General features: G+C 70.2%; 12 protein-coding genes, 1 tRNA gene and 1 pseudogene. 4 read left to right on the top strand and 10 right to left on the bottom strand.

The window, feature by feature from the left end:
- Window positions 1–63: 63 nt before the first annotated feature.
- A complete protein-coding gene (locus DWB68_RS05475) occupies window positions 64–1,041 on the top strand; it encodes an intradiol ring-cleavage dioxygenase (RefSeq protein ID WP_119424138.1) in 978 nt (325 codons plus the stop codon).
- Here the strand turns inward: DWB68_RS05475 and DWB68_RS05470 are convergent.
- The 9 genes and pseudogenes from DWB68_RS05470 to DWB68_RS05445 all read right to left on the bottom strand — a co-directional run bounded on the left by DWB68_RS05470 (window position 1,038) and on the right by DWB68_RS05445 (window position 8,589).
- Window positions 1,038–2,267 (bottom strand): MFS transporter, encoded by a 1,230-nt coding sequence (locus DWB68_RS05470; protein ID WP_119424137.1) that lies wholly within the window; start codon window positions 2,265–2,267, stop codon window positions 1,038–1,040. The genes DWB68_RS05475 and DWB68_RS05470 overlap by 4 nt on opposite strands.
- Window positions 2,268–2,394: 127 nt before the next feature.
- Window positions 2,395–3,072, bottom strand: a complete 678-nt coding sequence (locus DWB68_RS05465; RefSeq protein ID WP_119424136.1) for a GntR family transcriptional regulator — start codon at window positions 3,070–3,072, stop codon at window positions 2,395–2,397.
- 108 nt (window positions 3,073–3,180) lie between these two features.
- A complete protein-coding gene (locus tag DWB68_RS05460) occupies window positions 3,181–3,843 on the bottom strand; it encodes a galactokinase (RefSeq protein ID WP_199700390.1) in 663 nt (220 codons plus the stop codon).
- 12 nt (window positions 3,844–3,855) lie between these two features.
- Window positions 3,856–3,987: pseudogene (locus DWB68_RS17275) on the bottom strand (GHMP family kinase ATP-binding protein); the annotation flags it as partial.
- A gap of 8 nt (window positions 3,988–3,995) precedes the next feature.
- Window positions 3,996–4,211 carry a hypothetical protein gene (locus DWB68_RS16390; RefSeq protein WP_199700389.1) on the bottom strand — a complete coding sequence of 72 codons (216 nt, stop codon included), beginning with the start codon at window positions 4,209–4,211 and terminating at the stop codon, window positions 3,996–3,998.
- Window positions 4,201–5,322, bottom strand: a complete 1,122-nt coding sequence (locus DWB68_RS05455; RefSeq protein WP_199700388.1) for a glycoside hydrolase family 35 protein — start codon at window positions 5,320–5,322, stop codon at window positions 4,201–4,203. Before DWB68_RS05455 ends, DWB68_RS16390 begins: the two co-directional genes overlap by 11 nt.
- The gene (locus tag DWB68_RS16385; protein WP_233548632.1) at window positions 5,319–6,245 is read right to left on the bottom strand and encodes a carbohydrate ABC transporter permease; all 927 of its coding nucleotides are present in this window, start codon (window positions 6,243–6,245) and stop codon (window positions 5,319–5,321) included. Before DWB68_RS16385 ends, DWB68_RS05455 begins: the two co-directional genes overlap by 4 nt.
- Window positions 6,242–7,159: a carbohydrate ABC transporter permease gene (locus tag DWB68_RS05450; protein ID WP_119424134.1), complete on the bottom strand. Its 918-nt coding sequence runs from the start codon at window positions 7,157–7,159 to the stop codon at window positions 6,242–6,244. Before DWB68_RS05450 ends, DWB68_RS16385 begins: the two co-directional genes overlap by 4 nt.
- A 77-nt stretch (window positions 7,160–7,236) precedes the next feature.
- The gene (locus DWB68_RS05445) at window positions 7,237–8,589 is read right to left on the bottom strand and encodes an ABC transporter substrate-binding protein (protein ID WP_119424133.1); all 1,353 of its coding nucleotides are present in this window, start codon (window positions 8,587–8,589) and stop codon (window positions 7,237–7,239) included.
- 220 nt (window positions 8,590–8,809) lie between these two features.
- Here DWB68_RS05445 and DWB68_RS05440 point away from each other — a divergent pair, with 220 nt between their 5' ends.
- From DWB68_RS05440 to DWB68_RS05430, 3 genes are all read left to right on the top strand, one after another.
- Window positions 8,810–9,829: a LacI family DNA-binding transcriptional regulator gene (locus tag DWB68_RS05440; RefSeq protein WP_199700387.1), complete on the top strand. Its 1,020-nt coding sequence runs from the start codon at window positions 8,810–8,812 to the stop codon at window positions 9,827–9,829.
- A gap of 60 nt (window positions 9,830–9,889) precedes the next feature.
- Window positions 9,890–9,966 (top strand) — tRNA-Pro (locus DWB68_RS05435).
- 115 nt (window positions 9,967–10,081) lie between these two features.
- Window positions 10,082–11,413 carry an acyltransferase family protein gene (locus DWB68_RS05430; protein WP_158588216.1) on the top strand — a complete coding sequence of 444 codons (1,332 nt, stop codon included), beginning with the start codon at window positions 10,082–10,084 and terminating at the stop codon, window positions 11,411–11,413.
- Here DWB68_RS05430 and DWB68_RS05425 read toward each other — a convergent pair.
- Complete coding sequence (locus DWB68_RS05425) at window positions 11,382–12,686, bottom strand: MFS transporter (protein ID WP_119424130.1); 1,305 nt, start codon at window positions 12,684–12,686, stop codon at window positions 11,382–11,384. The two genes, DWB68_RS05430 and DWB68_RS05425, sit on opposite strands and share 32 nt — an antisense overlap.
- Between the last annotated feature and the right edge of the window lie 37 nt (window positions 12,687–12,723).

Genomic DNA, 12,723 nt, shown 5'->3' with positions numbered 1-12,723 from the left:
CCGCCGGGGCGGCGACGACCCGCTCCCTTGGTGCACCAGGCCTTTTCGGATCAGGAGAAGACGATGAGCAAGCACGAACAGCAGCTCACCCCGCCCAGCTACCGCGGCCGCGAGCTGCCGTGCCCCGAGGACGAGCTGCAGGATCAGGGCCTCGGCTTCGATGTCGTGACGCTGCTGGACCGGCGCAAGGTGCTCGGGGCCGCAGGCCTCGGGCTGCTGGGCTTCGGCCTGGCCGCCTGTGCGGCGCCCTCGGCTGGTTCTGGCGCTGGCTCAAGCCAGGCGTCGTCGGGCGGCGCCTCCGCCTCGAGCGGGAGCGCCAGCGGCCTCGCGGAGATCCCCGACGAGACGGCGGGGCCCTACCCGGGCGACGGCTCCAACGGCCCGGACGTGTTGGAGCAATCCGGGATCGTGCGCAGCGATCTGCGCTCGAGCTTCGGCGAGTCCTCCGGAACGGCCGAGGGCGTGCCCATGACGCTCGAACTGACGATCCTCGACCTGGCGAACGGCGGCGGGGCGTTCAAGGACGTGGCCGTCTACGTGTGGCATTGCGACCGGGACGGGAACTACTCGATGTACTCGGAGGCCGTGGCGGATCAGAACTACCTGCGCGGGGTCCAGATCGCCGATCAGGACGGGGTGGTGCGCTTCACGAGCATCTTCCCGGCCTGCTATTCGGGGCGCTGGCCGCACATCCACTTCGAGGTCTACCCCGACCGCGACTCCATCACCGACCACACCAAGGCCATCGCGACGAGCCAGGTGGCGCTGCCCAAGAACGCGTGCGACGCGGTGTACGCGACGAGCGGCTACGAGAGTTCCGTGCGCACCCTGGCCCAGGTGAGCCTCGACTCCGACAACGTCTTCGGCGACGACTCCGGGGCCACCCAGCTCGGCGCCACGAGCGGCTCCGTGGCGGACGGCTACACCGTCAAGCTCACCGTGCCGGTGGACACCCGCACGGAGCCGAGCGGAGGTGCTGCGCCGGCCGGCGGCGGGGGAGGCCAGGGCGGCGGGCCGGGCAACCCGCCGCCGTCGAACTAGGCCTTGAGGCGGGCGCGCGGGTCGAGGCGCCCGCCCGCGGCGATGATCGCGAGCGCGATGAGCGCGACCCCGAGGCCGGACACGAGCAAGACCGGGTAGGGGATCCAGGCCGAGAGCATCGAGAGCGCCATGGGGATGAAGAAGCCCAGGTAACCGATCGAGTAGAAGACGCCGGTGAGCCCGGCGAGGTCCTCGGGGCGGGCGATCGCCTGCACCTCGCGCAGGCCGCCCAGGATGAGGAAGCCGTAGGAGACGCCGAGCACGGCGGCGGCCACGAGGCCCATCGCCACGGAGGTCGTGACGGCGGTCAGTGCGGCGAGCCCCATGCCCACCGCCGCAACAGCCATGGCCACGACGAGGCCGCGCGAGCTGCCCTCCTTCTGGACGCGACCGGCAAACTGCTGGGTGACGAAGCCGCAGCCCAGGGCCACGAGGGTCATGAGACCCGAGAAGCCGATGGGGGCGCCCTCGACCTTGCCCATGAGCAGGTTCGGGAGGATGGCGTAGGCGACGGCGTTGGTGCCGAAGATCCAGGCGGCCATGGGGACGACCACGAGCAGGAAGCGGCGTTCGCCGGCCGCCGGCACCGTGAGCGCGTCGAGGAGGCCCGTGGGGACTGCGTGGCCGTGGCCCGGGCCCGCGGTTTCGGGCGAGGGCAGCTGCCACAGGCCGCAGAGCACGCACAGCGCGATGTTGACGATGTATGGCGTGGCGGTCGCGGCGGGGCCCCACTGCGCCAGTCCAGCGGCGACCGCTGCACCGAGCGCGAAGCCCACGGTCAGGGAGACGGAGCCGCGGCGCGCGCCGGCCAGCGGCGTGGCCTTGGCGTCGAAGGGCGCGCCCGAGAGCTCCTTGATCCACGAACTACCCACGGCCATGGCCAGGCCGAGCGCCAGGCCCGTCAGCAGGCGACCGGCGGCCAGCAGCCCCACGGAGTGCGGGCCGATGGCCAGCAGGAGCGAGCCGAGCCCAGCGATGAACGGCGCCGGAAGCATGAGGGCGCGGCGGCCGAAGCGATCGGAGGCCGGGCCGCCGAGGAGCAGGCCGGGGATGATGCCGAGCACGTAGACGCCGAGGAGCATGTACACCGTGGTGGGGTCCATGTGGTCCAGCTGGCGGTACATCACGAGCAGCGGCGTGAACTGATTGCCTCCCCACGCGACGGCAAAGAGGCCGGCGGCCACGCGGAACCACGGGCGGGTGAGCAGGGATGGGGAGGAAGACATGCTTCGGTACGGCTTTCAACGGTGGGCGGCGTCGCGAGGGCGCGACGGCGGGTGGAGACGTGGAGGGGTGGGCGGCGGTGGGGCGTGGGGCCGTCAGGGCAGCCCGGGCGGGGCCGCGCTCGGGAACCTAGGGCTCGAGGAGGCGCCGGTGGACCGTGGTGAGGTGCTCGCGCAGGCGCTGCTCGAAGAGCGCGGGGTCACGGCGGGTCACGGCGTCGATGAGGCCCGCGTGCTGGGCGAGGACGAGCTGCGAGGAGTCCTTGCGGCGCCACAGCGAGCGCGTGGACATGCGCCGCTCGTGGTCGGCGAGGGAGTCCTGGAAGCCCAGGAGCAGCAGATTGCCGCCTGCCTCGACGATCGCGCGGTGGAAGGCCAGATCGTGTTCGGCGAAGGCTTGGAGATCGTCCGTCGCGTGAGCCGAGTGCTGTTCGTCGAGCCGCGCCTGCATGGCGCGGGCCAGGGCGTCGGCCTCGGCCTGGGTGGAGGTGGCGGCCCGGACGCCGGAGGTTTCCACGAGCACGCGGGCGTCGAGGACATCACGCGCCTCGCCCGGCTCGGGCGGCACCACGAGGGCGCCGCGCTTGGGGTAGAGCCGCAGCCAGCCCTCCACCTGAAGCCGCAGGAAGGCCTCGCGCACCGGCGTGCGGCTGATGCCGAGCCGGGTGGCGACGTCGCCCTCGGAGAGCATGCTCCCGACGGGGAAGTCCCCGTCGAGGAGGGCCGCCTTGGTGGCGGCGTAGGCCGCGTCAGCGGCGGACGGTGCCGGGGCACCCAAGGCGGCGGAGGCGTCGTCGTGCTGCGTCATGCCCAACCTTCCGAACAATATAGATACAAGATGTGTCCATGTTACGCCCGGGGCGCACGCGCGTGCGCCCCGGGTCGGGAAGTGTGAGCGAGTAGACGGCCCCGGGGTCTAGGCCTCGCGGTGCCCGGGGGCGGAGGGGACCACCTCGACGACGGGTGGGGCGGGCACCCCGCGGGCCGCGAAGGTCCCCGAGATGGCGTCCCGCACCTGCGGCAGCAGCTCGCGCGGCACGAGTGCCAACGCCGAACCGCCGAAGCCGCCGCCCACCCTGCGCGCGCCCAGCGCCCCGGCCCCCACGGCGGCCTCGACGATCGCGTCCAGCTCGGGGACCGACACCTCGAAGTCATCGCGCAGCGAGGCGTGCGAGGCGGTGATGAGGCCGCCGATCTCCCGCGCCTCGCCCTCCCGCACGAGCCGCACGGTGTCCAGCACCCGCGCATTCTCGGTGATGACATGCCGGGCCCGGCGGTGCACCAGCGGGCCCAAGCGTTCCCTGCGGGCCTCGAGCAGTGCGGCGCTCGCGTCGCGCAGCGCCGGCACCCCCAGCACCTGGGCAGCAATCTCGCACTGGGCGCGCCGCTGGGCGTAGCCGCCGTCGGCGAGGTTGTGGTGCACGCCCGAGACGGCCACCAGCACGGCAAGCCCCGCCGCCGCGAAGCCCAGCGCCACCGGGGTGGCCTCGCCGCCGCGACAATCGAGCAGGAGTGCGGCGTCGGACGGGGACAACAACGAGGCGAGCTGATCGAGGATGCCGGTGAGTGCCCCCACCATCTCGTTCTCGGCGCGGCGCCCGGCGGCCGCCAGCTGGTGCCGGTTCAGGCGAAGGTCGGCCAGATCGTTGAGGGCCAGCGCCGTGGCGCTCTCCAGGGCGGCGGAGGAGGAGAGCCCCGCGCCCGGGGGAACGTCGGAGGCGATGGCCAGGCTCAGGCCCCCGTGAAGAGCCCCTCTCCGGCGAGCTCCACGCCGGAGGCCGCCGCTTCGGTGTCGAAGGCTGCCACCGCCACCCCATCCACCCGCACGGTGGCCAGGTCACGCAGCCCCTCGAGGACGAGCGGGGCGCCGCCGCGGGGGAGGAGCGGATGAGCGGTGTAGCGCACCAGGCCGGAGCCCAGACCGAGGTCCTCGAAGCTAGGCGGCACGGGAAGGCTCGACGACGGGCCGGAGGCCCCGTGGGCGGGCAGGGCCAGTTCGGCGGTGCCAACCCAAACAAACGCCTGGCTCGGCGAGACGAAGCGCGGCGCGGCCGGGGGGGTGCCGGCGGCGTCGTGCCGAGCCGGGCCGTGATGACCTCCCCGCAGTGCGTGCCACTTGGGCGTGAGCGTGCCGTCCTCTGCGATGGGGGGCGTCGGAGTCGTAGCTCGTGATGGTGGGCTGCAAGACGCCGTCGTGGTTCGCGCCGGCCCACAGCCCGAAGTTGGTGCCGCCGTGGGCCATGTAGATGCTGACGGAACCGTTGGCGGTGAGCATCGCGTCGACGTCCGCCGCCACGGACTCGGGCGTGCGCACGTGGTGCTTCTCGCCCCAGTGATCGAACCAGCCGTTCCAGTACTCGGCGCACATGAGCGCGGTGCCTGGCCGACGAGCCTCGAGTAGCGCGAAGGAGGCCTGCGGGCGGGAGCCGAAGGTGGCGGCCGACAGCGACCCGGTGAGCGAGCCGCCGTCCTGCATGAGCTCCGTGGGTCCGTCGGCCGTGTAGAGCAGCTCGGTGGCCCCATGGCGCACGAGCGCCTCGCGGTTGAACTCCATAAACTCGGCGTCGTCGGCGTAGGAACCGTACTCGTTCTCGATCTGCCAGGCGACGATGGGCCCGCCCCGATCCGATTGGAGGGGCGTGAGTCGGGGCATGAGGACGGAGAACCAGGCGTCCACCGCCTCGGTGTACGCGGGGTCGGAGGTGCGCAGGGCGATGCCTGGCCGGCCCGTGAGCCAGGCGGGAAGGCCGCCGTTGTCCCATTCGGCGCAGATGTAGGGCCCGGGGCGCACGATGACGTCGAGGCCGCGCTCGCCGGCGAGCTCGATGAAGCGCGGGAGGTCGCGCCAACCGTCGAAATCGGCCCGGCCGGGCCAGGTCTCATGGAAGTTCCACGTCACGTAGGTGTCGAGGGTGTTGGCGCCCATGGCGGCGAGGCGGTCGAGCCGATCCCCCCACTGCTTCGGGTGCACGCGGAAGTAGTGGATGGAGCCGGAGACGATCCGGTGGGGCGCGCCGTCGCGCAGCAGGCCGCCCTGGACCAGGGACAGGCGGGTCACTTGATGGCTCCAGCGGTCAGGCCGGCGGGCCAGAAGCGCTGCAGGGAGAGGAAGGCGACGACGAGCGGGATGACGGAGAGGAACGCGCCGACGATGATCAGGCCGGCGGGCGCCTGCTGGCCGTTGGAGCCGGCCCAGCCCACGAGGCCCACGGTCACGGGCTGCATCGAGGTGTCGTTGAGGACCATGAGCGGCAGGAGGTAGTTGTTCCACACCTCCACACATTGGAAGAGGAAGATCGTCACGAGGGCGGGTGCCATCATGGGCACGCTGAGGCGGAAGAAGATCTTGCCCTCGCTCGCGCCGTCGATGCGGGCGGCCTCGATGACCTCGTCTGGCACCGACTGCGCGGCAAAGATGCGGGCCAGGTACACGCCGAACGGGGACACCACGCTGGGCAGGATGACCGCGAGCGGGTTGTTCAGCAGGCCAACCGAGTTGAACATGAGGAACAGGGGCAGCGTGAACATCACCTTGGGGATGAGCACGGCGGCCAGGATGATGCCGAACACGAGGCCGCGCCCACGGAAGCGGTACTTGGCCAGCGCGTTGCCGGCCATGGCGGAGAGCAGCGTCCCGATCACGGCGGAGATGCCCGCGTAGGCGATGGAGTTGAGCATCCAGCGCGGGAAGATGCCGTCGTTGATCTCCAGCAGCGCCTTGACGTTGCCGAAGAAGTCGAAGCCGTTGAACCACAGGCCCGGCTCCTCGAACTGGCGTCCGCCCGGCTTGATGGAGGCCATGACCATCCACCACAGGGGCAGCAGGAAGTAGACGGCCGAGAGCGTGAGGATCGCGATGACGCCCCAGCGGCTGAGCGTGGAGGGACGGTTGGGATCAAGGCGACGGCGCGCCGAGGCCTGGGAGCGCGGCGAGTCAGCTGGCACGGGGGCCGGTGTGGGCTCGGTGGCTGTCGTGCTCACTTGTCGCCTCGATTCGTGATCTTGAAGAAGGTGATGCTCAGGACGCCCACGAGCACCGCGATGACCACTGCCTGCGCCGCGGCGTACGGGTAGTTCTGCGCGGCGGCCTGCGCCTGCGCTGACATGAGCGGCGTGAAGGTCTTGGTGATGGTGCCGCCGGAGAGGGGCTGCAGCACGGCGGGCTCGTTGTAGAGCTGGGCCGAGCCGATGATGGAGAGGATCGTGGTGAGGATCAGCGCCGGACGGACCATGGGGATCTTGATGCTCCACGCGATGCGCCACGACGAGGCACCGTCAAGGCGATCCGCCTCGATCACCTCGGTGGGCACGGTCTGCAGGGAGGAATAGATGATCAGCATGTTGTAGCCGGTCCATCCCCACGTGACGATGTTGGCCACGGACCACAGGACCCACGACTCGCTGAAGAAGGGGAGCGTGAAGCCGAAGGCGTCCTGGAGGGCATTGTTGAGCGGGCTCGTGACGGGGGAGTAGAGGAAGGACCACATGACGGCGGAGATCACGCCGGGAACGGCATAGGGGAGGAAGGCCGCGAGGCGGTAGAAGCCCTTGAGCTTGGCCGAGCGCGAGTCGATGAGCAGCGCCAGGAAGAGCGCGAGGCCCAGCATGATCGGCACCTGCACCACGCCGAAGACGACCACCCGGCCGAGTGAGGCGATGAAGTCGGCGTCGCCGAACAGGCGGCCGTAGTTGAAGGCCGGATCGAAGGTCAGGGTCGGAGCGCTCAGACCCAGGCCTGAGCGCTGCAGCTTGAAGAGGCTCTGGACCACGGCAAAGCCGAGGGGGACCAGGTACATCAGCAGGAACAGGAGCGCGAACGGCAGGAGGAAGAGCCAGGCCGAGCGGGTGGCCCGACGGCGGGCGCCTCCCGAGGTGCGAAGCGTTGGCGTGGTCATGGGTGTCCTTGGATCCAGGGGTGCGGGCTGCGAACAGGGGAGGGAGGGGCGGCCGGGGCCGCCCCTCCCTCGGTGGGTCACTCAGCGACGCTGAGGCCCTGCGCCTTGAGGTCGGAGACGGTCTTCTCCTGGGTGGCCTTGGTGGCCTCCTCGAAGGTCTGCGTTCCGCTCCAGGTCTTGCCCAGCTGGTCATCGAGCGTCTTCACGGTCTCGGGCATGTTCGGGCCCCAGGTCCAGCCGGTCACGACCTTGCCGGACGCGTCCTTGAACACATCGAAGATCTTCTGGCCTCCGAAGTACGGGTCCTCCTTAGCCAGCGCGGGCAGATCCAGCAGCGCCGTGGCGGCGGGGTACAGGGCAGCGGAGTCGACCAGGCCGGCGAACGCGTCCTTGTCGGTGCTCATCCAGTGAGCAAAGGTCCAGGCGGCCTCCGGATCGGAGCAGCCCTTCAGCACGGCGCTGGCGGAACCGCCCACGTTGCCCACAGCGGTGTCGCCGGCGTTCCACTGCGGCATGGGAGCAACGGCCCAGTCGCCGGAACCGCCCTTGGCGTCGCCCTTCAGGATGCCGGCGATCCAGACGGCGCCCACGTGGGTCGCGATGGTGCCATCGGAGAGGCCCGTGTACCAGGACTGATCCCACATGGGGGCCTTGGAGATGACGCCGTCCTTGACGAGGCCGTCCCAGTAGGCCGAGACCTTGTTGGTGGCGTCGGAGGAAATGGAGACCTTCCAGGAGTCGCCCTCCACGCCGAACCACGGGGCCGAGGCCTGCCAGGTGAAGCCGGCGAAGTCGTAGTTGAGGTAGCTCGAGGTCAGCGACACCTTGCCGGAAGACTTCTCCTTGAGCGTCTTGCCCGCCGCCTGGTACTCGGCCCAGGTGGTGGGAACGGCGATGCCGTACTTCTCGAAAACCTTCTTGTTGTAGAAGAGCGCCATGGGGCCCTGATCCACCGGCGCGCCGTAGACGGCCTCGCCGATCTTCACGGAGTTCCAAGCGCCCGGGGCGAACTCGGACTCGGAGGACTTTGCGTAGCTGGAGACGTCCTCGAGGGCGCCCTGAGCGGCGAAGGAGGTCAGCGTCTCGTAGCCGACCTGGGCCAGGCAGGTGCCCTGGTTGGCCTTGACCGAGTTGAGCATCTTCTCGTAGCCGCCCTTGGCGCCGGGGGAGATCTCCTCGTACTTGACCTTGATGGCGCTCTGCGAGGAGTTGAAGGCCTCGACGGCCTTGTCGTATCCCGGGGCCCACCCCCAGAACGTGATCTCCTTCGCGGCGGCCGGGTATCCCCCGGTGGCGGAGCTGCTCGCGCCGCTCGCGCTGCCCGAGGTCGAGGTGTTAGCGCTGCCAGAACCCCCGCCACACGCGGCAAGCGTGAGGGAAAGGATGGCGGCGCCGGCGGCAAAGACCGCGGTGGCTTTCTTGCGCTGCATGGTGACTTCTTTGTTGATTTACCGGGGCTTCCTTGAGACGCTCTTGCGCCGAGCTCACCGTTCCCCCGAGTGATAGTGACCATGCTCACACAGAATGTTAGCCATAACAACAGGTGGATTTGGAAGACGTTCATCTGCCAGACTTGCCGGGGCCGGGGCCGGGGCCGGGGCCGGGGCCGGGCCGGGGCCGGGACCCCGACCGTGCTGAAGGAGGATGGCGATGCCGAGGGTGAGTGAGGCCGTACGCGGGCCGAACATGGCGCAGGTGGCGCAGCGGGCGGGCGTGTCGGCGCAGACGGTGTCGCGCGTGCTCAGGGGTCTCGAGAACGTCCAACCGGCCACCAGGAAAAAGGTGGAGGCCGCCGTGCAGGCCCTCGGCTACCGCGTGAATGGCGCTGCGCGGGCCCTGTCCTCGGGCCGAACACAGATGCTCGGCCTGATCGAGGTTCCCTCGGTGAACTACTCGAGCGCGGCGATCGGGCACGGCGTGGAATTGGCGGCCCGTGAGGCCGGCTATTCAGTGACGATTTCGGCGACCACCTCCTCCCATCCGCAAGACGTCGCTTCCGCCTTCGCCCGCCTCGAGGAGCAGGGGGTGGATGGCGTCATCCTCGCGATCCCGACCCGGTCCTCGACGGGCGACCTGGGTTCCTTTGCCGTCCGCATCCCCACGGTCTCGCTCGACGGCTCGCTGGAGCATGGGGCGCAGGTGGTGGCCGTGGATCAGCACAAGATTGGCCGCCTGGCCACTGAGCACCTCCTCGACCTCGGGCACCCGAGCGTGTGGCACGTCTCGGGCCAGCGCGGCTGGGTGGATGCAGACGCCCGCGAGGCCGGATGGCTCGAGGTGCTCGCCGAGCGCGGCATCGAGGCGCCGCCCGTGCTGCAGGGGGATTGGTCCCCGCGCTCGGGGGAGAGGGCGGGGGAGCTCTTGGCCCGCATGCCCGAGGTGAGCGCCGTGTTTGTCGCGAGCGATGAGATGGCCTTCGGGGTGATGTCTGCCCTGAACTCCAGGGGGCGCCGCGTCCCGGAGGATGTCTCGGTGGTGGGGGTAGGCGACATCGCCCTCGCCGCCTATGCAACGCCGCCGCTGACGACGGTGGCGCAGTCGTACGAGGCGCTCGGCGCTCGGGCCGTCCGGCATCTGCTCGCGCGGCTGGAGGGGGCGGAGGATGAATCGGTCGGGGAATCGATCGTTCCAGAGCTCTTGGTGAGGTCGAGTACCCACCCGTGGTCATGAGCATTGCTTTTTATGGGGTAAGCTATCGGAGGACGTTCAAGGGAAACCAAAGACGTTCACCGGGCTATGGCGCAGGTTGGTAGCGCGCTTGACTGGGGGTCAAGAGGTCGTGGGTTCAAATCCCGCTAGCCCGACCACCAAGGGCCGGATCCATCACGGATCCGGCCCTTTTTGGCGTCCCCAGGGGGCCGTCCGAGAAAGATTTCTCGCGGATCTCTAATCATCCAATTGATGGATGAATACGATGTGGCCATGGACACACGACAGATCCCCGCTCATCGCGACCTGACCCTGGATCTCGCCCGGGTCTTCTGTGTTGCGGTGGTCGTCTTCGTGCACCTCGCCCTCGTGGGTGTGGGCCGCAACGCGGATGGCTCCCCGTTCTTTGTGGCCCCCGCCGAGGGGACCGCCTGGATCAGTCCGGCCACGTGGGTGGCCGAGATCATGCCGCTGTTCTTTGTCATCGGTGGCTTCGCGGCGCGTGTCGGCTGGGCCTCGACCCGGGCGAAGGGCGGCGGAGCCGGCGACTTCGTGCGCGCCCGGCTGCGTCGGCTCGCGCGCCCAGCGCTGCCGCTGTACACCTTCCTGGCGCTCGGCCTCGGAACGGCCACGCTGCTGGGGGTCGATCCGGCCCTGCTCAAGGCCGTGGCCATTCCGGTCGGCTCGGTGCTCTGGTTCCTGGGGGCCTTCATGCTCGTCCAGGCCCTCGCGCCGTGGATGATCCGCCTGCACGAGCGCGCGCCGTGGCTCACGCTCTGGGGCCTGCTCGCGGCGGCCCTGGTGACGGACGTGATCCGCCTCGTCGTCGGGATCTGGTGGCTCGGCCTGGGGCGTGTCCACCCGGACGGCTACGGCATCGGCGACGAGCTCTTCGGGCTGCCGAACATCGCCTTTGTCTGGCTTTTCTGCCAGCAGCTGGGCTTTGCCATGAAGGATGGGTGGTTTGCGGCCCTCTCGAGGGCGCAGCTCGTGGGCCTGCTTGTGCTCGGCTACGCCGGCGTGGGTGCCATGGTCTACTTCGGGGACTACTCGGCGAGCATGCTGAGCAATCAGTGGCCTCCCACCCTGCCGCTCGCGGCCCTCGGCCTGGCGCAGGCGGCGCTCCTGACCCTGCTGCACCGGCCCCTCACGCGGCTCATGAGCAAGCGCTGGGCCCAGGCCACGGTGTTCCTGGTGGGCTCGCGGCTCATGTCTATCTACCTGTGGCATGTTCCGGTGATCGTGGCGCTCACGGGCCTGCAACTTCTGCTCCCGCTGCCCATGCCGAACCCCGGTAGCGGCATCTGGTGGGCCACCCGGACGCTCATGCTGATCCTGGTCCTGGCCTGCGTCTGGCTCATCTCGCTCGCGACGGCACGCCTCGAACTGTCCGATGTCCACGGCCCCGCCAGGCTGACGGCGCGCTGGGCGCTGCCCTGCGCCGTCGTGCTCTTCATCCTGCCCAGCGTGGGCATCGCGGTCTACGGGCTGGACGTCCCGCTCGCGAGCTCCGCCGTGCTGTGCACCGTGGCGAGCCTGCTCCTGAGCGGCACCAGGACGAGCGTCGCGGTGGCTAAGCCGCCCGCTCGTATTCCGGCGGGTTAGCCGGCGCGGGGACGACGGGCAGCACCTCGGTGCGGGTGCTCAGCTTGCGCGAACGCAGCAGGCGGTGGATGCGCCAGGCCGCAAACACGGCGAGCAGCGAGAAGCCGAGGTGCAGCCCGAGGAAGGCCTCGGGCAGGCCGGCGCCGAGCAGGACGCCGGCCACGAGCGGCCCGGCCGCCGAGAAGGCGGTCTGCAGGGCGGCGATGGTTCCGAGGGTCTGCCCCTCCATGCCGCGCGGCGCGAGCGAGGCGGTCAGCGGGTTGAGCACCGGCGCGTAGATCGTCTCGCCCACGGCAAAGACGCCGAAGCTGACCACAAAGAGGGCGGAAGCGATGCCGGGGGCAAACTCGGCGGATGCGAGGACGAGCCACGCGGCGACCCAGATGGTGCCCACCCCCATGAGCAGCACGGGAGCCGGTCGCTTGGCCGTGAGCTTGAGCATGATGACCTGCAACGCAACGATCACGATGCAGTTCACGGCCGCTGCGATGCCGATGGTGGAGGCCTCCGCGTCCAGGATCGTGAGGGCGTAGGCGGGGAGGCCGGACTCGAACTGGGCATAGAAACCGAGGGCAAGCGCGATCGTCACGACCGCGATCCACCGCATGGCGGGCTCGGCGAAGATGAGGCGCAGGGCGCCCCCGCGGCGATCCCCGTGGCCCTGCGCGGTGTCGCCATCGGTGCCCGACGACGCGGCGTCGCCGCCGGCGCCCACGCCGGCTCGGTCGCCCCTCGCCGCGAGCGCGATGAGCGCGGAGGAGACGATGAAGCCAGCGGCGGCCGTCAGGAAGCCGAGGTTGAGGCCGTCCTTGCGCTCGAGGTCGACCAGCAGGCCGGCCACGAAGGATCCGATCGCCATGCCGAGCGCCTCGCCAGTGAACTTGTAAGCGAAGACCTTGCGTCGCTCCTCGCCGCTGGACCAGCGCAGGGCCAGGACCTGCTTGGCGGGCGCCGCGGCGGAGAGACCGAGCCCGAAGCCGAGCATGCCGAGCAGGAAGAGCCAGGGGTCGTCCACGAAGACGAGCGAGCCCACCGAGAGCGCGGCGAAGAGCTGGGGGATGACCACCACGAGGACGGGGTGGAAACGGTCTGCGAGGCGGCCGGCCAGGGGCGCGGCGACGAGCGCGCCGATGGAAAAGACCGAGGAAGCCGCGGCGGCGATGAGCGGGCCCCAGCCCCGTGTCTCGGCGGCATAGGCGTACTGATAGGGCAGCACGGCGCCCCATCCGAGTGAGCCGATGGCCGAGGCGAGGATGAGCAGGCGGGCGCGCACGGGCAACCTTTCGTGGATGGCTTGGCGGGGTCGCCCC

Source organism: Galactobacter valiniphilus (genome assembly GCF_003575975.1).
Taxonomy (GTDB): domain Bacteria; phylum Actinomycetota; class Actinomycetes; order Actinomycetales; family Micrococcaceae; genus Galactobacter; species Galactobacter valiniphilus.
This window is presented reverse-complemented; position numbering and strand designations above follow the sequence as displayed.

Bases quoted from the DNA above. Each gene is read 5' to 3' on its own strand.
- DWB68_RS05475 (WP_119424138.1), top strand. From the start codon at position 64: ATGAGCAAGCACGAACAGCAGCTCACCCCGCCCAGCTACCGCGGCCGC.
- DWB68_RS05470 (WP_119424137.1), bottom strand. From the start codon at position 2,267: ATGTCTTCCTCCCCATCCCTGCTCACCCGCCCGTGGTTCCGCGTGGCC.
- DWB68_RS05465 (WP_119424136.1), bottom strand. From the start codon at position 3,072: ATGACGCAGCACGACGACGCCTCCGCCGCCTTGGGTGCCCCGGCACCG.
- DWB68_RS05460 (WP_199700390.1), bottom strand. From the start codon at position 3,843: ATGGTGGGGGCACTCACCGGCATCCTCGATCAGCTCGCCTCGTTGTTG.
- DWB68_RS05450 (WP_119424134.1), bottom strand. From the start codon at position 7,159: ATGACCACGCCAACGCTTCGCACCTCGGGAGGCGCCCGCCGTCGGGCC.
- DWB68_RS05445 (WP_119424133.1), bottom strand. From the start codon at position 8,589: ATGCAGCGCAAGAAAGCCACCGCGGTCTTTGCCGCCGGCGCCGCCATC.
- DWB68_RS05440 (WP_199700387.1), top strand. From the start codon at position 8,810: ATGCCGAGGGTGAGTGAGGCCGTACGCGGGCCGAACATGGCGCAGGTG.
- DWB68_RS05430 (WP_158588216.1), top strand. From the start codon at position 10,082: ATGGACACACGACAGATCCCCGCTCATCGCGACCTGACCCTGGATCTC.